This is a genomic window from Pseudoalteromonas piscicida, from assembly GCF_002744175.1.
Taxonomy (GTDB): domain Bacteria; phylum Pseudomonadota; class Gammaproteobacteria; order Enterobacterales; family Alteromonadaceae; genus Pseudoalteromonas; species Pseudoalteromonas piscicida_B.
In genome coordinates, this window is record NZ_NKHF01000083.1 from 11,816 (window position 1) to 32,075 (window position 20,260).

At 42.6% G+C, this 20,260-nt stretch carries 18 protein-coding genes and 2 pseudogenes; 2 read left to right on the forward strand and 18 right to left on the reverse strand.

The window, feature by feature from the left end:
• Window positions 1–129: 129 nt before the first annotated feature.
• From CEX98_RS17320 to CEX98_RS17340, 5 genes are all read right to left on the reverse strand, one after another.
• Window positions 130–1,821: a hypothetical protein gene (locus CEX98_RS17320; protein WP_099643269.1), complete on the reverse strand. Its 1,692-nt coding sequence runs from the start codon at window positions 1,819–1,821 to the stop codon at window positions 130–132.
• Window positions 1,821–2,207: a DUF3192 domain-containing protein gene (locus CEX98_RS17325; RefSeq protein ID WP_099643270.1), complete on the reverse strand. Its 387-nt coding sequence runs from the start codon at window positions 2,205–2,207 to the stop codon at window positions 1,821–1,823. Before CEX98_RS17325 ends, CEX98_RS17320 begins: the two co-directional genes overlap by 1 nt.
• A 141-nt stretch (window positions 2,208–2,348) precedes the next feature.
• Window positions 2,349–3,119 (reverse strand): flap endonuclease Xni, encoded by a 771-nt coding sequence (gene xni, locus CEX98_RS17330; RefSeq protein WP_099643271.1) that lies wholly within the window; start codon window positions 3,117–3,119, stop codon window positions 2,349–2,351.
• Between the two features lie 5 nt (window positions 3,120–3,124).
• Entirely contained in the window at window positions 3,125–4,468 is a 1,344-nt protein-coding gene (ppnN, locus tag CEX98_RS17335) for a nucleotide 5'-monophosphate nucleosidase PpnN (protein ID WP_099643272.1), read from the reverse strand.
• Window positions 4,469–4,570: 102 nt separating this feature from the next.
• A complete protein-coding gene (locus CEX98_RS17340) occupies window positions 4,571–6,103 on the reverse strand; it encodes a GGDEF domain-containing protein (RefSeq protein ID WP_099643273.1) in 1,533 nt (510 codons plus the stop codon).
• 177 nt (window positions 6,104–6,280) lie between these two features.
• Here CEX98_RS17340 and CEX98_RS17345 point away from each other — a divergent pair, with 177 nt between their 5' ends.
• A complete protein-coding gene (locus CEX98_RS17345; protein WP_099643274.1) occupies window positions 6,281–8,059 on the forward strand; it encodes a M61 family metallopeptidase in 1,779 nt (592 codons plus the stop codon).
• A gap of 85 nt (window positions 8,060–8,144) precedes the next feature.
• Here CEX98_RS17345 and CEX98_RS17350 read toward each other — a convergent pair whose 3' ends face one another.
• The 12 genes and pseudogenes from CEX98_RS17350 to hisG form a co-directional block, all read right to left on the reverse strand.
• On the reverse strand, window positions 8,145–8,693 hold the full coding sequence (locus CEX98_RS17350; protein WP_099643275.1) for a YkvA family protein: 549 nt from the start codon (window positions 8,691–8,693) through the stop codon (window positions 8,145–8,147).
• Window positions 8,694–8,888: 195 nt separating this feature from the next.
• Window positions 8,889–9,650, reverse strand: a complete 762-nt coding sequence (locus CEX98_RS17355; RefSeq protein ID WP_099643286.1) for a glycosyltransferase family 25 protein — start codon at window positions 9,648–9,650, stop codon at window positions 8,889–8,891.
• A 110-nt stretch (window positions 9,651–9,760) separates the two neighbouring features.
• Window positions 9,761–10,552 carry a dermatopontin-like protein gene (locus CEX98_RS17360; RefSeq protein ID WP_099643276.1) on the reverse strand — a complete coding sequence of 264 codons (792 nt, stop codon included), beginning with the start codon at window positions 10,550–10,552 and terminating at the stop codon, window positions 9,761–9,763.
• Between the two features lie 455 nt (window positions 10,553–11,007).
• Window positions 11,008–11,508: a hypothetical protein gene (locus tag CEX98_RS17365; RefSeq protein ID WP_099643277.1), complete on the reverse strand. Its 501-nt coding sequence runs from the start codon at window positions 11,506–11,508 to the stop codon at window positions 11,008–11,010.
• A gap of 207 nt (window positions 11,509–11,715) precedes the next feature.
• The gene (hisIE, locus tag CEX98_RS17370) at window positions 11,716–12,327 is read right to left on the reverse strand and encodes a bifunctional phosphoribosyl-AMP cyclohydrolase/phosphoribosyl-ATP diphosphatase HisIE (RefSeq protein WP_099643278.1); all 612 of its coding nucleotides are present in this window, start codon (window positions 12,325–12,327) and stop codon (window positions 11,716–11,718) included.
• Window positions 12,324–13,097: an imidazole glycerol phosphate synthase subunit HisF gene (gene hisF, locus CEX98_RS17375; protein WP_099643279.1), complete on the reverse strand. Its 774-nt coding sequence runs from the start codon at window positions 13,095–13,097 to the stop codon at window positions 12,324–12,326. Before hisF ends, hisIE begins: the two co-directional genes overlap by 4 nt.
• Complete coding sequence (locus CEX98_RS17380) at window positions 13,079–13,813, reverse strand: 1-(5-phosphoribosyl)-5-[(5-phosphoribosylamino)methylideneamino] imidazole-4-carboxamide isomerase (RefSeq protein WP_099643280.1); 735 nt, start codon at window positions 13,811–13,813, stop codon at window positions 13,079–13,081. The genes hisF and CEX98_RS17380 overlap by 19 nt, the downstream gene beginning before the upstream one ends.
• An 11-nt stretch (window positions 13,814–13,824) precedes the next feature.
• Window positions 13,825–14,413, reverse strand: a pseudogene (gene hisH / locus CEX98_RS17385) (imidazole glycerol phosphate synthase subunit HisH).
• Window positions 14,410–15,471, reverse strand: coding sequence for a bifunctional histidinol-phosphatase/imidazoleglycerol-phosphate dehydratase HisB (hisB, locus tag CEX98_RS17390; RefSeq protein WP_099643281.1), 1,062 nt, complete (start codon window positions 15,469–15,471; stop codon window positions 14,410–14,412). The pseudogene hisH and the gene hisB overlap by 4 nt, the downstream one beginning before the upstream one ends.
• Entirely contained in the window at window positions 15,468–16,535 is a 1,068-nt protein-coding gene (hisC, locus tag CEX98_RS17395; protein WP_099643282.1) for a histidinol-phosphate transaminase, read from the reverse strand. Before hisC ends, hisB begins: the two co-directional genes overlap by 4 nt.
• Window positions 16,528–17,823, reverse strand: a complete 1,296-nt coding sequence (gene hisD, locus CEX98_RS17400; RefSeq protein ID WP_099643283.1) for a histidinol dehydrogenase — start codon at window positions 17,821–17,823, stop codon at window positions 16,528–16,530. Before hisD ends, hisC begins: the two co-directional genes overlap by 8 nt.
• A 4-nt stretch (window positions 17,824–17,827) precedes the next feature.
• Entirely contained in the window at window positions 17,828–18,727 is a 900-nt protein-coding gene (gene hisG, locus CEX98_RS17405) for an ATP phosphoribosyltransferase (RefSeq protein ID WP_099643284.1), read from the reverse strand.
• Window positions 18,728–19,063: 336 nt separating this feature from the next.
• Here hisG and CEX98_RS17410 point away from each other — a divergent pair, with 336 nt between their 5' ends.
• The gene (locus CEX98_RS17410) at window positions 19,064–19,312 is read left to right on the forward strand and encodes a hypothetical protein (protein WP_099643285.1); all 249 of its coding nucleotides are present in this window, start codon (window positions 19,064–19,066) and stop codon (window positions 19,310–19,312) included.
• 439 nt (window positions 19,313–19,751) lie between these two features.
• Here CEX98_RS17410 and CEX98_RS17415 read toward each other — a convergent pair.
• Window positions 19,752–20,260, reverse strand: a pseudogene (locus CEX98_RS17415) (transposase); the annotation flags it as partial.

The following is a 20,260-nucleotide window of genomic DNA, read 5'->3' on the forward strand; positions in this document are numbered from 1 at the left end:
ACAAAGGTGTACGTTCGCTTGTTTAAGCCGCGTTTTATAGCAATTAATTAGGTCTTATTCCAGTATGGAATCAAAAAATGACATACATATGATTTATGCTTGTTATTGATATCATTTATAGAATAAATATCAGGCGATAGCTGAGTAAAAACCCGCCTCCAGTAAGGCCAAATCGAAGTTTTTCATATTGACAAAGCGACTTTCAGCTAAAACCTCATCAATTAATTGATTTTGCCAAGCCGTAAACGAAAAATGCGGGGACAGCACTTTTAATGTGATGAGCTTAATAAAAATGAACAACTTACACTGTTCATTAGCCTGAGACTTTTTCAACACTTCACTGTCTAACATCGCTTTGTGTAGGATGCTTTTATTAAAATACAGTTGATTAAACTCGGTATACTTTTCTTTCGCAAGGTGGCGTATGCCAAATAGGTTAGCAATAGACACCAACTGCTCTGAAAAGTCTTTGGCATGTAATGCGGTTGTGTGCTGAATTTCTACACCTTGCTTCAATACCAAAAAGGCAATTACCGCCGCAAATGGTGACAGCAAACGTTCAAACGCTTCGCCGTAACTCTCGCCAACATACAAGGCGATAATTTGGCTTATCAATCCATACTTATGTAAAATTTCGTCCGTAAAGGGAAGCTTATGACTGGCAATAATTTGTTCTAGCAATACTCGCTGTGCCAGCAGGCCTGCGGCGTCTAACCCCACCATCGCAAGAGAGTGCCTAACTGACGAAGCTTTGAGGTTTTCGCGGTTATACTGCTTCGCCGCTATTTGCAGCGCACTGGATACTGAGTCAAACTCACACACCAGCTTTTCAAGCGAGCGAATGCTCTGAAACTGACTATGAGATAGCGATTTAACCGTTTCTAATAGGTGTGAGCTATCATAACCAAACGGTGCTTTGTTCGTTTCTGTCGCACGGTCCCAAATATTATAAAGCAGCTTCGTATCGGTACTATTGGTTAATCCACAACGAAAATCGAAGCGTCGGTTGGCTTTTGCCAGCTTCTTCGCCTGACCATCTTCCACAACAGCAATGATTTTTTCTTTGCCCGATTGCACGACTAAAAAGCCAAGCTCATTATTGATTTGGCACAAGAGGCCGGCAGGGTATTTTAATTGGGCTTCGGCAAGGGCAATCAACACCTTGATCGCAAACGTATAGGTCAACTTGCTGTAGAGCAACTTTATTGCTGTATCGAAAGTCACCGTTTGCTGGCGGTTTGTGGGGGTAATTAAGCTTGCGATCCGATGGGCGATAGCCACTATGAGTGACGCATGATCATTAAACCGTTGGGGAACACGTGATACTAGCTTGCCATCATAGTTAGACAAGCGGGATAGAATTCTTAAACACTGTAGATCAGGAGTTTGACCATCACTCAGTATTTGCACGGCCATTTGGTGCCTTACTTGCCACAGCTTTTCCTGTTGCGGATTAAGGCGCTTACCAGACGCCAGTAAATCGCTTTCTTTCGCAACGCATAAATAGTCAGCAAAGCTTGCAAGCAATAGCTCCTCGGTTACTGAGCGAGAAAACTTGAGGCTGTGGCACGCCATGCAAACCAACACATTCTGGTTGATAACTAAATTGGTATTGTAGCCTAAGTTTTGTGAATACAGGCCCAGTTGACCATGCATACTGCTCGGTGAAGATTCATAACAGTCTAAGTAAAGCTGTGCAAGCTTGACTAGGGTAGGGTAAATAGAGGACCACTTTTCCTTTCGATAATAAAGGCGCAATACTTTGTGCGTCCCTTGGGCTATCGCAAACAGCGTTTTACTCGTAACCGTCTTTGCTTCCATTAATTTTGTACTTTATCAAAGGTAACTCGTGCACCGGGACCCCACAGCTTCAAGATACCGTTTTCGAATAGTAAGCCAGTACACTCATCTTCCGTGGTGATACCATCTGGTTTTACTAGCTGAGTACGATAAAACACAATTTGAACCACAACATCACCTTTGCGTTTTACATAGGTGAGGTCAGGGCTGCCGAGTGTGTCTAATACCGTCTCAATTTCTGTCGGCTTTTCGAGTGTAAGATTGCGAATAAAACGATTGTTAAAGGCTTCTCTGTCTTGCCAGATCATCGCTTGTGGGTCATCTTTATAAAAATTGATCACCAAAAACACCACAGTAACGTAAACCGCTAGGCCAAGAAATATATACTGTAATATCTTCCTAATCATTTAACTGCTCAATAAAGAATGTAATAGACTCGCCATTTGTACCACTTAAGTTAGAGATACGCCCACCTGCAATATATCAAACACGACTAAAATCACCTAACGCTACGCGACGAGGTAACTAACAATCAGATACCTATAACCCTACATTACTCTAATATCTTTGAGACTAAACCCAATCTCAATATCTTTTCTTAGTGTTACCAGTGCAAGGCTGGTGATGTAGTTTTCAGCACCCGCTTTTAGTTTCGCGTTTACAGAGGGTTTGAGAGTCTGATCTTCAAGCATTTCGTCAAAACTATCGTGTTTCGACAATAGCTCTTGTGCTGTTTTTACGCCTATTCCCGCAACACCTGGAATATCATTGGTTTTATCGCCGCTTAAGGCCCAAAACAACTCCAGCTTATTTTGTGTTACTGAAAAACGGCTTTTAATATCTTCCGTTGAAATAACTGACTTTTTAAAATAATCATAGACTGTTATGGTGTCGCTGATCAGCGGCAAAAATCCTTTATCAGTAGACACTATTGTCGTGTTCACATTCGCGTTTGCTGCTTTACTTGCCAAAGTCGCTATGATGTCGTCGGCTTCGTCATGAGCTGGGTTAAATGATTTGACTCCTGCACTTGCAAAAGCTTGAGAAAATAGTTCAAGACTATGACTTAACCGCTCAGGCATAGGTTGGCGATTCATTTTGTAATTCGGATAAAAATGATAGCGCCAACTCTTATCGCCATCAAACACTGCAACTGCATGGGTCGCGGCGGTCTTTCTAAGTAAGCTGCGGGCTGCCTGTTCAACTCTTTGGCAACAAGCTTTAATGTGCGCCTCGTGCTGTTTTATCTCTTTGGGCTCGTTAACTGCATAAATGCGCCTAATTAAATTAAGCGCATCGATTAACAACAAATTATTCATTCAGTCTATGCTTTAATCTTATAACACGGAACGTATTTGCTACCTGGTAGTTTCATACGTCCTTGAGACACAAAGGCCCCTAATAGTTTATCCATATCGGTCATCAGTGATTTATCACCACTCAATTCGTATGGACCATGTTGTTTTATCGCGGTGATCCCTTCGTCTTTCACGTTGCCCGCTACAATACCTGAAAATGCTCGTCTTAGATTCGCTGCAAGCAACTGCTTTGGTTGCTCAAGGTGTAAATCCAGCGCAGACATATTTTCATGAGTTGGGGCAAATGGATGTTGAAAGTCATTTTCAATTTTTAATGTCCAGTTGAAGTAGTAAGCATCTCCCTCTGACTTTCTGTATTCCCGTACAGTGATCATCGACTCTTTCAACTTTTTAGCAACTAGCTCAGGATTATCTACAATGATTTCAAATTTAGATAGCGCGGCCTTGCCAAGCGTCTTTTCTACAAATGCACTTAGTTCTTCAAAGTAAGCCGCCGATTCCTTAGGCCCAGTTAATATTACAGGTAAACACTGTTTTTCATTGTCTGGGTGGAGCAAAATACCCAATAAATACAGGAGTTCCTCTGCTGTACCTGCACCGCCGGGAAAGATAATAATACCATGCGCAATACGAACAAAAGCTTCAAGGCGCTTTTCAATATCAGGAAGAATAACCAACTCATTAACGATTGGGTTAGGTGGCTCAGCTGCGATAATACTTGGCTCAGTGAGCCCTAAATAGCGGTTATTAGATACCCGTTGCTTAGCATGGCCAATGGTCGCGCCCTTCATCGGTCCTTTCATCGCACCAGGCCCACAGCCAGTACAAATATTTAAGCCACGAAGTCCTAGCTGGTAACCTACCTCTTTGGTGTACTTGTATTCTACTTCATTAATAGAGTGACCACCCCAGCACACAATCATATTTGGATCTTTGTTTACTTCGAGTGCATCAGCATTTCGTAGCATGTCAAAAACCATATGAGTGATTTCGGCAGAAGATTTGTTTTCGCCATAGTACTTTTGGCAAATAAACAAAATATCGCGGATCACAGAAAAAATGTGTTCGTGGATTCCGGTAATGATTTTGCCATCCACAAATGCCGATTCAGGAGGGTTATCAAGCGCAATTTTGATGCCGCGCTCGCGTGCTAAAAGCTGAATATCAAAGTCTTCATATTTGTCATAAATTTCGGAGCTAGAGTCAGTGTGGCTACCAACGTTGAGCACCGCTAAAGCACAATTTCTAAAAAGCCTATATCTCTCACTTGTGGTTGACTGCTGAAGTAAATCGACTTCCAATCTTGATAATAAGTTAAGAACCCCTGTAGGGTTTAGCTCTACTTGCATAGGCTTACTCCTTGTTTGTCTTATGCGAACCGAGCGTCAATGACGAATGAGACGACGAGTTAAGTATTCAAGCACTTAACTCAAAGCCTAATGCTGGTTATGCTATTTAAAGCATAACCTATCGCGCCCGCTGTTTTTCGCTTCATAGAGTGCAGCATCAGCTCTATCAAAGGCACTTAACGCGGTATCACCTTTTTTGAACTGAGTAGCACCTAGAGAAATCGTAATTTCGACTTCTGTTTCTTTAAACTTAAACGGAATAGACTTAATCACCTGACGCACTTTTTCGAGCGGCTTTTTCGCATGAGTAAGCGGCATGCCAGGCATTAGTAACACAAACTCTTCACCACCGTAACGGGCAATAAAGTCACTTTTTCTAATCGACTTCTTAAGCGCTCTTGCTATCACTTGGAGTGTTTTATCACCTGCACTATGACCATAACGGTCATTAATTGATTTAAAGTGATCAACATCAATCACCACCAAAGTGACGTCAGAATCATTTACCTCGAACAAATGCATTTCATGGGTTAACCGCTCATCGAAGGCAGCTCGGTTAGGTAATTTAGTCAAGCTATCCAACAAACTCTTGAACTTTTGCTCACTCAACCGCTTTTGGTAACTCGAAACCTTAGTTTCAAGCGTATTGATGCGATTATTTATGGCGTCAAATGAATCTAACAGCGCTTCGCGTTCACTTTTTTCAAGCTTCTCCCTTGCAATTAAATCGGCACTAAGAAGCTTTAGTTCATTGTCTACCAGCGCTTTCAACTCAGTGATTGAGTTTGCGTCCTGTGTTCTTTGGTTAAGGTTTTGGATCTTTGACTCAATCTTATCATTTAGTGATTGTAGCTCTTGCGATGTAGATTTAGAACGTGCTGTTGTTTCAACAATTGAGCGATGTAGTTCTTCTAAAGTCTGATTGAGTGAAACCAAAAAACCTTGTGCCGACTGACGCTCTCTTGCAATCGTCTGAGCAATGATTTTAATTACTTCTGTTGCCGCCGAATAAAGGTTATCAAGGCGATCGTCCTGCGCGATGCTTTCTCTTATCTCTTTGACTTTTTCAATTGCATCGTCTTCGAAGATAAGTTCGTTGATCAGGGCTTGCAGTTCAGCGGCAAGTTCAGGTTGGCTACTATCTGACGCAGCTTCTGTTATCTCAACTTTAGATTGCAATACCGTATGATAAATAGACACCAACATCTCAAGAGCTGGAATGTAGGCATTGGTGGAGCTGATATTTTCGAGTTCAACGTCTAATAAATTTCGTAGCTTACGGCGTGATTCATCAGGTAAGCCTTTTAATTTCTGTAGTAACTTTCCGCTTTGCTGGATGGCAGATTGCAGTGCTTTTTGATTGGCAGAATTGACTGCTTCTTGTGACTTTAGCGGCTCAGAAATCCCATCAATAAAAGGAACTAATTGCTCAAAATCAACGCCTTTATTCAATGCGATACGAAACTTAGCCAATTGGTTATCAAGTGAAACATCTTGTCCTTTACAGGCTAAGGATAGTTTTGCAGCAAACTGAGTAAGGAGTTCTACTTGTTGTTTTCTAGCATCCTCAAGCGTTTTTCTAGCCTCGATGGCTTGTTTTAACTTTTGCTCGAGCATTACGGCATTGTCAGTCACAAATTTCCAGTCTTGAATTTCTCTCTTAGTTACTTAGTCTACAACAATTTTGCTCAATATGCGCGAAAATTTGACGTCGTAACGTATCCGAATTTGCTGTTCACTCATCGATATTACTTCGCGTACAAGTCACTGATTTGATACATTGAAAAAATCTAGAATTATTTATTTCCAAGCATGAAAAAAAGTCTTATCACCTTAGCTTGTCTTGCAGCCTTTAATGCCTATGCTGACGTTAATTACCAAATTGCCATCACACAACCAGAACACCACCTTGCCCAGGTGGAGGTGACCTTTCCAAAGTCTTCTCAAACTAGTATTGATGTTCAGTTGCCCGACTGGCGCACTGGTCGCTATGAAATCTTGAATTTAGCAAACGGTGTGCGTTTTTTTGCTGCAAAAGCTGAAAACGACGAAAGTTTAGCCTGGGAAAAAATAGACAAAAATACCTGGCGCGTCCACTTGTCTGAGCCCACGGAACTAACGGTACAGTATCAAATTTATGCCAATGAACTTGGCCTTCGCGCTCGACACATAGATGACACCCATGCATTTATCGACGCCTCAGGCTTTTTTATGTTCAGCGAGTCGTTCAGATCGGAGCCTGTGACAGTTGAGCTAGACGTTCCAAAAGACTGGCGTTCTGTCTCAGGAATGGACTTTGCTGACTCAAAACACAGCTTTAAAGCAGCGAATTACGACATTCTTCTCGATTCGCCGATAGAAACCGGCGTCAATCAACTACACAAATTTGAAGTCGATAACCGTCAATATGAGCTGGTAATCTGGGGAGAAGGCAACTTTGATGTTGAATTAATGCTCAACGACCTCAAGAAACTGGTCAAAACTGGCACATTGATTTGGGATGATTACCCTTACGATCGCTATGTATTTATGGTACATGCAACCAGCGGCGCTCGTGGTGCTACAGAACACTTGAATTCAACCATTATCCAAAGACACAGAGATAGCTTTAAAGATAGAGATGATTATATCGGGTTTATCTCAACAGCCGCTCATGAGTTTATTCATACTTGGAATGTCAAAAATTATCGTCCAGCGGGAATGGTACCTTACGATTATGTTGCACCAAACTATACCGACTTATTATGGTTAGCAGAGGGGTCAACGAGCTATTTCGAAGACTATTTATTGTTGAGCTCAGGGATCACCACCAATGATGAATACCTAAAGATGCTCACCAAGCGTGTTAATCGCCACTTAAAAACGCCGGGTCGCCACGTGCAATCTGTAGCAGCAACCAGTTTTGATAAGTGGATTAATCAAGGGGGCGATCACGGTATTAACTACAGCACCAATATCTATTCTGAAGGAGCACTCGTTTCCATGGCGCTAGATATTGATTTATTGGCAAAATCAAATGGTAAAACTAGCTACCGTGACGTCCACAGAGCACTTTACCAGCAGCATAAGTTGCCAAATAGTTTTACCAGTGAAGATGTTAAAAACATCTTGAAAACGCTGACCGGTCGCGACTATAGCGCTTGGTGGAAGGACTATGTTGATACCCCTGCCGATATTGATTTTGACGCACTGTTTGCCAAAGTGGGATTAGTATACGACTATCCGAGCTCTGCAGAAGTTGTCGCCGGCTTTGAGGGTAAGGCAAAAACGAATGGTGAATTGCTTACACTTACTCACGTCGCCCGAGATGGAAACGCTTGGCAAGCGGGCCTTACCGCGGGAGACCATATAGTGGCATTTGATAAGCACCATGTCAGGAAAGACCTTACCGCGAGCTTAGCACACTTTAAGCCTGGTCAAACTGTCACTGTGGATTATATTCGTAGAGATAAGTTAATGAGTACAACACTAACACTTGGCCGCGATTTTAATAAACCGAAGCAGATCACATTTTCAACTGAACCTACCAAAGCGCAAACCGCACTTTACAAAGCTTGGATGGGGGTTTCTCATCCACATGAAGTGAAGTAAAAACCAAAAAGGGCTGATATTTTCAGCCCTTTACAATTCAGATCTTTCAAAATCTTTGCTTGATATCGTCTCAATACAGTATTTATTACATAATACGAGAGAAGAAACGAGAGCGGTTTTTTGAACGACCCCTGCGCATTGATGAACGGATCTGAGAACGAGTTCCCGCCAACCAGCTTTCGCGATCAACTTTAGCCGCATCGCCACGTCTTGCTTCTTCAGTGGCACGGAACCCACAAAACTCACGGTAGGCTTTAAGATCTAGCGATAGTTCTTGTAATACCAGTTCAATCATGATGGCATCATCAACATAACCCAGAACCGGTATGTGATCAGGCACTATGTCTTCAGGTTCACTGAAATAAGCCAAAGAGGCCATAATTTCACGTTTTTCATCTTCTGGCATTTGCCACTCTTCATCCAACACAGCATCAATTAACGTCTGTAGTGAGATAAGGCGAGTGCTAACAAATTCAGGAAGGTTAGATTTTTCCATTGTCGCGACTAGGTCACGCGCTTTAGCTATGATTTCTGCATCACTCATGTCGCTATTTTTTTCGATAGCGGCTTTCATCATTCCACGGAAGTGTTCAAGATCTGAATCAGAAAGTTCAAAGTTGATTTCTATAGACACGTCTGTGCTCCCTCAACGTTGTTATTATTAATGGTTTAAGCAAAAAGTTAAACTTATTGCAATAATCTAAGATACTAGCACATCTTTTTCAGAAGTCTTCCCATAAATTACACTTTTAACATGATTTTTTCGCTATTGTGTATATTCTAAAAGCCATTGTTTAGAAGGCGTACAGCTAAGTTTTAGGCGTTTAAATTAGAAGTAGGGACGATACTGATTAAGCATTGCTCTACGGTGAAATTGATTTTGCACATATTTATTAATTTGAAGTCGTTGTTTACGCCAAAAGTAGCTGAACCCATTTTCGCTTCCCTTAACTCTTCCTATGGTACTAGGAAAAATATCAGCGTGCGTTACAGGGCAGGGCGTTGCTAACAGAATACTCAGTTCCATTTCCCAAAAGTGTTGATAATCAATATCAATTGGTCGACCAAAAGGCCGTGCATGTGCCAAAATTTTTCGCGCACCTTGCAAGCTCACTATTTGCGCAACCGTTCCCGCAGGAACTTTATTTGCTATGGTAAGTGAGAGTGATTCTGTGACTTTGCATTGTGCTATCGCTGTCCGCTTATTGCTTTGAGATTGGAATAACTTAATCATATCCCAACTAAAAGTTAATTGGCTGATGGCCTTATCTATAGGTCTAAGATCAGTGACAAGCTCAAAATCATCTTCAAAAATAAACGCGTAGGGAAGTGCTCTTGAGACGATTTCTTCAAGCACCTTAAGATGGCTTAAATAACATCCCACCTCACCAGAGGTTAGGGGGCGGTAATATTGTTTTGCATTTTTCTCTTTGCTGTAACTTTTGCTAAGCACAACGTCACTGACCTCAGCCCCATGAACGGCGCTAATCCTTTCAAAGTCGAGGGAGAATTGCTCAAATTGAATGCTTGATGTTTCTAGCCTCTGTGAACAGTTGTCGAGGTTAATAAGAAATATGTGCGGCTTTTTCACTGGTCTTTTCAATCTATTGGCAAGTAACAATATGAGTTTGCTGCAATTGTATGACGCAGATATGACAAGTGAAAACGAGTAGGGCATACACCCTACTCGTTAATTAATGATCACCAATCACTTGCTGCAGAGCAGTAAGTTACTGCTGTTTGGCGGTCCTCGGTTCTATTGTCATGGCGGCTAGACATACCAATGAGTGCACCATTTCCACCTAGTGTCCAAGGTTGGTCATATCCTGTGTATTGAGTCGTAATGCAAGACTCAGCAAACAAAGCAGCGCCAACACTTGATGTCGCCATTGATGCACAGTTAAAGTTGAACAATCTATCTTCTCTACCGTTATCGTGACGGCTTGACATACCCACCAAGAATTGACCATTTGGACACACAAAGTTGAATGCCTGATCATATGAATTTACGTAACCGCTCCACTTTGTTGTTTTACGGTAAATACGGCTACCGCTATCAGTAGTAAACTTAGCGCAAACTAAACTGAAACGTCTGTCCTCTTGTTTATTCTGATGGTAACTAGAAATTGATTTTACAAACATATTGTTTGGACAGGTGTAAGTAAATGCTTGATCAAAATCATTTAAGTAACCCGTATTTAGTTCGCTATAAATTCGTAAGTTACCACCGGCAAGCATAGTTGCGCTATCCGCTTCATTAACGTCGTCGAACTGGGTTAACTTGCTCTGCGTTACTGAGAAAGCAGACACGTCATTATTGGTTTCAATTAACGCAATAATCTCATCTAGATTGTCAGCCTGTGATGCTGGGATCTCATAAACACTGCCGTTGAGTGTATATTCAAACACTTTAGCTTCATCTTTAGCTAAAGCAGGTGATTGTACGAGCATAACAGCAAGAGAAAGCGCTGAAACCTTAAGTAGTGAGTTCATCTTAATTCCTTTAAAAAGTTCAATTTAGTCGTGTGCTAATTGATTTAGCATCTGCATTTAATGCCATTTTAAATAACAAAACAAGCATTATATTTACATAAAGAAACCAGACAAATGCATAAAAACAAATAATAAATTTAAGATTATTGTCAACCACACTATGGCAAAAAAGAACTAGAATCATATATTTCGCGGGTCGTCAGTGCATCGCTATGGGGGGTTATTCAGTATTTACATATAAACGAATGGCCAGGCCGCCACAGTTCGCTCGAGCACAGCAATAATGAAAATTCTATTAAGGTAAAATCGTGATTAAAAATAGGCAACGTGGCTAACTAGGGTTGAAGGCAAGCAAGTTGAAGCGACCGCGGTAAATAGCCTGATCTAGTACATTTAACCCAGCTCAACTTAAGACTTACTCGCCATACTCACTACAACGATGATTGTGATTAACTTTATTTATTACTTACGTTAAAGGTCACAAGCCAAGGTGCAACTTTGTCTAAGCTTCGGCCCAACTCAATATCGATAACAGCAGTAGAGTTGGGAGACACCAATTGAGTGTGCATCGACTCGCCGTTGTCTTTTTCCGTCGCCACCCAATTAGCATCTAAACATTGCTTGGCAAGACTTTGAGCATAAATATGGATTTTTACCGCACCTTGGTAATCTTTAAATTGCTCTTGGCACGTATATTTGGTTTTACCCGATGTCCCTTCAATGATCTGACACTTATTACCAACAAGGTGCGCCTTGGCTTGCCAAGAGTTGATTAAATTACTTCCAACTTCAGCACCTTTAAGTACAGCAAACCCTGTAGAAGAGGCATTGAGCAAAGCGTCTAACTTTTCACACCCCGACATATCATCGAGCTTTTCTTGTTGGTCCGGTGTCAGTGTCGAGCATCCGGTAGCAGTTATTCCAGCGAGTAGTAAAACAATAGATTTTATTTTCATTCTTGGTTCCAACCTCTAGCAGTGACAACAATAACCTTAGTTGATCAATACACTGCTGTATAATCTTAAGATTATCCGCAGTTTATCTTAATGAAGCTGAATGGGAGTTGATCTACAATAGCAATTTGCACCAATTAAGCAGGGGGTTAACATAGCATTGAAACTGCGCCCCCTGATTTAGGAATTACTATTTAACCTGAGTGCAGGTTATTTATGCCTATTTTCGAGTGTACTTACCACCTCACTGAGTGTCAGACCTTGTCGCTGTAATAGTACAATGAGGTGATACAGTAAGTCTGCGGATTCATTGAGTAACTCTTGGTTATCGTTTTTCATTGCAGCCAACGCCACCTCAACGCCTTCTTCTCCGACTTTTTGACAGCTGCGGCTTAAGTCCTTAGCGAATAAAGAGGCGGTATAACTGCTCTTTGGAGATGCAGTTTTCCGCTGAGCTATTACACGCTCAAGCTTTCCTAAAAATGCAAGCTCAGGCATGGTGTCCGCAAAGCAGCTTTCGCTGCCAAGGTGACAAGTTGGGCCCTGTGGTTTTGCGTAAATCAGCAGGCTGTCTTTATCACAATCGGTATGTACTTCTACTAAGGTTAACACATTGTTTGAGGTCTCACCTTTGGTCCAAAGACGAGATTTAGAGCGCGAATAAAAAGTAACGAGTTGCTTTTCTAGTGTCACTTCAAGGGCTTCTCTATTCATAAAGCCTTGCATCAATACCACCCCAGTTAATGCATCTTGCACTATTGCTGGAATAAGTGTTGATTTATTGAAGTCTACTTCAGCAATGTTTTGTTTATTAATTATCATTGTCTTGCCGCCACATCATTATTTATTAAGAACTGCTTAAGCTCAGGAATTTCGATTATACCTTTATGGAACACGCTTGCAGCCAAGGCACCGTCAACATCTGTTTGTTTAAAAACGTCAACAAAATCTTGCATGCTGCCAGCGCCACCAGAGGCAATAAGAGGTACTTTACACAGCTTTCTAATCTCGCTGAGCTGCTCAATATCATAGCCTTTACGCACGCCATCTTGGTTCATGCAATTAAGTACAATTTCTCCGGCTCCAAGATCTTGAACTTGTTTGACCCATTCTTGCGTTTTGTATCGAGTGCGGCTTGAAGCATTCGGATCGCCGGTTAACTGATATACTAAATACGCTTGCGTTTGTTGATCATAAAAGCTGTCTACACCTACAACCACACATTGCTTGCCAAACTCGTCATGTAACTCTTTAATGAGTTCAGGTCGTGCAATCGCTGGGCTATTAATGGAGATTTTATCTGCCCCTTGCTCAAGTACTCGAGCGGCATCTGCCACCGACTTAATCCCACCAGCTACGCAAAATGGTATATCGATATGTCTGGCAATTTCGGCGACCCAGTTTACGTCTAGCAGGCGCTTTTCAACGCTGGCGCTGATTTCATAAAACACCAGTTCATCAGCTCCGGCTTCGCTATAACGCTGGGCTAGATCTAGAATATCACCTACCACTTCATGGCCTTGGAATTTTACACCTTTGACAACTTGACCGTCTTTTACGTCTAAACAAGGAATTATGCGTTTTGATAACATGCTAGTGCGTCCTCCACTGTGAACACTCCTTCAAGTAGCGATTTGCCAAGTATTACTCCACCTACCTGTTGCTTCGCAAGCCGTTTAATATCATCGAGAGAGCTCACGCCCCCAGAGGCTTGCACTTTTAATGCGCTGTTGTGGTTGGTGATGTCTTCATATAATGAAAACGATGGCCCAGTCATGGTACCGTCCTTACTGATGTCCGTACATAGATAATCAACTATTCCTTGCCCAGCGTAAAAATCGAGTAACTCGAACAGGTCACTTTCTGCGTTATTTAGCCACCCATGAGTGGCAGGTGCCCAGCCGTTCTGGGTTTTATTGACGTCGAGTGCAATCACGAACCTATCGGCACCACACTCTTTTATCCACGCAGCCACTTCTTGTTGTTTTTCAACTGCCATTGATCCTATTACCACTTGAGCAGCACCAGCTTCAAGCCATTGTTTAACATCTTCAATGCTGCGAATGCCGCCGCCAACCTGAAATGGAACCGTCAATGCTTTGGTAGCGGCTTGAATGGTGCGCCATTGCTTTTTACTCGGATCACGAGCGCCTTCTAGATCCACTAAATGTAGCTTGGCTGCGCCTGCATTTTGGTATTCAAGTAAACGCTCAGCTAAATTAAATGGGTAAAACTGTGCGGTTTCATACTTGCCTTGATATAAACGAACAATATTGTTCTCTAGTACATCTAAAGCGGGAATAATCATTGTTCGTCCTTTTATAATTGCCAGTTAATAAAGTTTTGTAAAAGCTGCGCACCAACCTTGCCGCTGCGCTCAGGATGAAATTGCATGCCAGCGTAATTATCATTCGCAACAATTGCAGAAAATGGTTGACCGTACTCGCCCGACACTAATGTCGATTGATTTACGCTATGCGCGAAGCTGTGCACAAAGTACACCTGATCTTGTTCGTCCAGTCCGGCTGTTAACGCATGAGACTTCAACACATTTAGGTTGTTCCACCCCATATGAGGTGCGCTAAGCTCATTGGTTTCTAGCAAAGCTACCTTACCCGGAATGCGGCCTAAACACGGAATATTACCTTCTTCAGTCGACTCACAAAGCAGCTGCATCCCTAAACAAATCCCCATCAAGCCTTTGATAGTCTGAAATTGCCTGATCCCAGCCTTGTTCGTTTAAGCGTTTCATTGCCACGTTTGCATGACCAACCCCAGGTAAAATCGCACGCTCGAAACTAGCTAACTTCTCTGGGGCGGTGATAACCTCGGGGGTGACACCAAGACGCTCAAATGCAAATCGCACTGAGTTAATATTGGCACAACCGGTATTAATAATTGCAATCATAAACTCCCCTTAGAACTTGCCATTTGTTGCGATGCATCCGTTGCAATGGCCATACGAATAGCACGAGAGAACGCTTTGAATAGTCCCTCAACTTGATGGTGGGCGTTGCCTTCACTCACGCTCAAAATTAAACTCACAGCCGCATTATCTGCAAAGGATTTGAAGAAGTGCTCTACCATTTGCACATCCAAGTCACCCACCTTATCTCGTGTAAAGTTAGCATTGAGTACAAATGACGCGCGCCCTGATAAATCTAACTGACACTCGGCTTTACACTCATCCATCGGCAGCGCAAAACCATAGCGGGCGATTTGTGATTTTGTACCAAGGGCGGTCTTAAATGCCTGACCAAGAGCAATACCTATATCTTCTACGAGGTGGTGTTCATCAATATGTAAATCCCCCTTGGCCTGAATGTTTAGGCCCAGATTGGCGTGGGTTTTGATCTGATCTAGCATGTGATCAAAAAAGCCAAGCCCAGTTGCAATCTCGCCATTGGCTTGTTGGTCTAGATTTATCGCGACTGCTATCTGTGTTTCTTTGGTGTTTCTGGCTATCTGTGCGCTACGATTTAATGTGGTTAGCTGGGTCACTATGGCCGGCCAATTATCTTCGTAAAGAATACCTTCAATGCATAGATTTTCAGCAAGCTGAATGTCGGTTTGTCTATCCCCAATAACAAACGATTTGCTCAGATCCACTTTACCCGAGCGCATCAGTTCGGTGAGTAATCCTGTTTTAGGTTTACGACATTGGCAGTTATCCTCATTAAAGTGGGGGCAGATCAATACCGCTTCGAAACGGATCCCTTGGCTTGTTAGAATTTGCATCATTTTGTCTTGAGGCGCATCGAAATCGGCTTTAGGGAAGCTACTTGTGCCAAGACCATCTTGGTTAGATACCATCACCAATTTATAACCAAATGACTGTAATTGTAATAACGCAGGGATCACATTAGGTAATAGTGCCAGCTTTTCTAGGCTATCTACTTGTTTATCGCTAACGGGCTCTTCGATGATAGTGCCATCGCGGTCGATGAATAAATACGGGGCGCTCATGATACTTCCTCACTGACTTGGCATTGTTTCAGCCAGTTTTCTACTTGTTTTAGTTCTTGTTCGTTGCCGATAGAGATGCGCAACCAGTTGTCCTCGCCAAACAGCACAAATGGCCGCATGATTAAACCTTGGCGCATCGCTTGCTCTACAAACTGTTTGTCGGTTAGCTGTAAAGTAACAAAGTTGCCTTCGCCACATAATATTGCGCTTACGAATTCGCTGTTTTGTAGCCATTGTATAAGCTTCTTTTTTGCTAGGTTCAAAATAGAGACTTGGCGACGCATCTGAGTTAATGCGTCTGGCGTTAATGCGGTTGCTGCAATTTGCGCCACTACCGTCGAAACCGGGTAGGGTGCAATCACTTTTCTCACCGGTGCCAATAGCTGTTCACTTGCTAACATAAAACCAACTCGAAGTCCCGCTAAAGCAAACGCTTTAGATAACGTGCGGAGCACAACCACATTTGAAAACTCTTTGATAAGCTCGACACAAGTTTTTTCTTCACAAAACTCTATATATGCTTCATCAACGACTACGATTGCACGGCCTTGAAGCTTATCAGCAAGTGCTGCTATTTTGCTGGCAGGCTGCAGTGCCCCAGTTGGATTATTTGGATTACAAACAAATACCAGTTTAGCCTCGCCAACTGCAGTGATTAAAGCATCTACATCGTCGTTGGCAAGTTGATCTTGGCTTAATTCATTTATGGCGATGTTGTGGGTGTCAGCCGTAACTTTGTACATTCCATAGGTTGGGGTAAAAATCGCAATGCTATCTTTGCCCGACTCGCAATAGGTTCTAACTAACAGTTCAATCCCTTCATCGGCGCCACGAGTCATTAATACGTTCTTTTGCTCAACCTTTGCGTAGCGAGCGTAGCCGTCAATTACCGCTTGCGGCTGTGGGTCGGGATAACGATTTAAGTTATCAAAACGCATTTCAAGCACACGAGTGTATGGACTCTCATTGGCATTAAGCCATGTGGTGCCTGTCAGTTTTTCGCTTTTTGCAGAGCTGTAAGCTTTTAGCTTTTCTATATTATTAGGTAGCGCAATGTTAGTCATTGTTATTCTCCAGCCTGACTTTAACGGCATTTGCGTGTGCATCTAATCCCTCAGCTTGTGCCAACGGTAAAATGGCAGTGCTCAATCCACGTAGGCCCTCTTTAGTGATAGTTTGCACGGTATAAGCCTTATAAAAATCCATCAGGTTTAAGCTTGAGTAGGTTTTTGAATAACCATAGGTTGGCAATACGTGGTTGGTGCCAGAAGCATAGTCACCTGCAGATTCGGGAGTATAGTCTCCAACAAACACTGAACCTGCGTTTTTTACTAGAGGCAGATAACGCTCTGCATCTCTAATTTGTAAGATAAGGTGCTCTGGTCCGTACTGTGCTGAAATCTCAAATGCTTGGGCTATGTTCTCAACTAAAACCAGCGTGCTGTTTTTAAGCGCAGCTTTAGCAATGTCAGCACGACTAAGCACGCTTAACTGACGTTCTATAGCAGCCTCAGTGTCTAGTATAAGCTCACGGTCGGAAGCGAGCAGTATAACTTGCGAGTCTTCTCCATGCTCAGCTTGAGAAAGTAGATCAGCAGCAATAAACTCAGGATTAGCACCGCTGTCTGCAATCACTAATACCTCTGAAGGACCAGCTGGCATATCGATCGCAAGTCCTGGCACTGACTGAGAAAGTAGCTGTTTTGCCATCGTGACAAAGCTATTACCTGGGCCAAAAATCTTATTTACTTTTGGCACGCTGCTAGTACCAAGCGCCATCGCCGCGATCGCACCTGCACCGCCACATTCAATAACATCTGTAACGCCACACAGCTTAGCCGCATATAATATTGCAGGGTTTATTTGGCTATCGCCTTTAACTGGTGTAGCCAATACAATTGTTTTGGCGCCACTTAGCTGCGCACATACGCCTTGCATTAATACAGAAGAAGGCAGTGGTGCACTTCCACCTGGGACGTACAAACCAACTGCTTCAATTGCCTGATACCTAAGCTCACAGATTACACCTGGCTGAGTCTCGATTTGCTTGCTTTGTGGTAACTGTAGCTGGTGGAACTTTTTAATATTACTGTACGCTTGGTCAATGGCACTTTTAAGCTCAGACGTTAACGCAAATTCGCTTTCAACAAGCTCACTTCTCGTGACCCGTATTCTGGGGTTAACACGTGCATCAAACTGCTCTGCGTAACCAAGTAACGCATCATCACCATTACGAGCAACGTTATCAATGATTGCCTCAACTGCTGCTTTTACTTTGACACCCATCTTTACTGCGGGACGACTTAAACAGTTGATACGTTGCTCATTGGTGGCTGACTGCCAAACAAACATGCTATTACTCCATCATCTTTTCAATTGGCATAACCAGAATAGAGTTAGCACCAAGCGCCTTTAACTCTTCCATTGTCTCCCAAAATAGAGTCTCAGAACTTACCATGTGCAGTGCCACATAGTCATCGCTACCAGCTAGCGCCAGTAAAGTAGGCTGTCCTGTACCGGGCAATAGTGCGCAAACTTCATCCAGCTTGTTCTTTGGTGCATGCATCATGATGTACTTGCTCTCTTTTGCTTGTTTCACTCCCTTAAGGCGAGGCATTAACTTATCAATGAGCGCTAGTTTACTTTGATCGGTTAGCGCTGCATTTTGGATCAAGCAAGCATTGGATTCTAAAATGGTATCGCCTTGCATCAGTCCGTTTGCCTCGAGCGTTGCGCCAGTTGAGACTAAGTCACAAATCGCATCAGCAAGGCCTGCGCGCGGTGCTACCTCTACCGAACCGGTTAACATAACGACGCTGGCATCGATGTTTTCACGCTTTAGGTACTGTTTTAGAATTTCAGGGTAAGTGGTTGCAATGCGCTTACCGTTAAACCATGTCTTTTCTTGGGGACCAAGCTCTTGCGGCCATGCTAACGCCAAGCGACAAAAACCAAAGTCTAGTTTCGATAGCTTAGTAACGTCAGCAAACTGTTCATTGCGAACGCGCTCAGCTTGTACTTCTTCCAATACGTTTTCACCAACAATACCTAAGTCACAGACCCCATCCATTACAAGACCGGGAATATCGTCGTCTCGTACTCTTAGTACGTCAATAGGCATGTTAGTAGAGTGGGCGATAAGACGCTGTTCACGTAGGTTTAGTTTTACACCAAGTTGCTTTAGTAGAGCTTGGCAATCTTTTGAAAGACGGCCTGATTTTTGGATTGCGATTCTTAAACGGTTACTGTTGCTCATTATTTATTTCCTAATTCTTTAAACGAAAAACCCCGAGGCGGAACCTCGGGGCGAAATAAACTTTGACTATACTTTTTGTTTCGCCGGAGGTTCCTTTAAGGAATAACCCACCAGCGAAATAACTGACAGGTTATCCCGTATGATGATGGTGATGATGAATTGCTGTCAGTGTAAGTAGCATGATGTTACCTTTGTAATATATCTGCTGTTCGAAAAGTTCATTTATAGATAAACATAGTTTTATTATATTTGGCAACCACTTTTTTACAGAAATTAAAGAATAGGCTATAACAGCCGATAATAAGTAAGTTCACCAGTAGGTTAGTGGAGGAATGTATGGATGCATTTAAACCCTTTTTAGGGCCAATTGTACGGCTCGATGTGACACATAAGTCAGCGTTTCATATCGCTGGTGTGCAGCATTACAAAATTGAAAAAGTCAAACGAGACATGAAGACCGAATTGGCACTCAAACGTCAAGCTGAAGAGCACGAAAAAATCAAAGACAGCGATGACGATGAAGAAGAGGAGGAAGCCAAGTCTCATGAGGAAAACAAAGGGGAAAACTTAGATACCTGGGCATGACTAATACTGAAACTCATGCCAAATAGCGTTACTTAAAACAGCAACTATCACCACCTACAGACTAAACGATATAGCTGAAACTGCAGCGCTATAAAACTCAGTTTTATCGCTGTGATTATCAACTGATACTGAAATAGCCAAGCGTTTTTGCGTAATTGTAGTTACCCACCAAAAGGCTAAAGAAATTTTCGCAGAGTGTATTTTTTAGGATTAGCGATGATAGGATTAGTGATTAGCGATGACACCCAACTCTACCTATTGTTACGTTAAACGATATTTCTTAAGAAATAGCTTTAGAAAAACGAAGTTCCGTCTTAGATGGTGACTAAAAGTAGAGGTAAATCAGTTGAATTTAGACTAAAAATGGCTTTTCAAGATGGAAAGTTATTATCACGCACAGGAGACCCCCTGAGATCACATAGTCAAAATGTGAGTTTATTTAACCCAGCAAGCGTTCGCAGTTGGTTAGGTTAGTCCGTCGGTGCTTTTTAAGTGTTTTACAATGAGCGGTGATAGCGCGCTTCCGACCCACCGCGCCGTGAAATACCCGTGAAAACTGCGTGGTAAGTTTGAACCAGTTCTCTGGCTCTATATTTAATCGAGTAAGAAGAGGTTGCATGTCGTCAATATACCCAAGCTTGTCAGCACGAATACATCGGCCTGTGAGCTCAACAAGTTCAATATAATAGCTGAGTTCAAAGGGGAGTCCTTTTGGCATATCTTTTTGTGGGCTGCCAGCAAAGCATAGTAGAGACTTGGGTTGCTGGCCGAGTTTGGCATAATCGATACGCTTTTTAATGCTGGTGTAGTCTGAATTTTCTGGTGTTGTAGCAACTTTGGCTCGAATGGGGTTTAGGTCTACATAGGCAAGGCAGGCGGCCAGAGCTGCTTCATCAAGGAGTGCTTGAGATTTGAATCTACCTTCCCAAAAGCGACCTGTACAGCCAT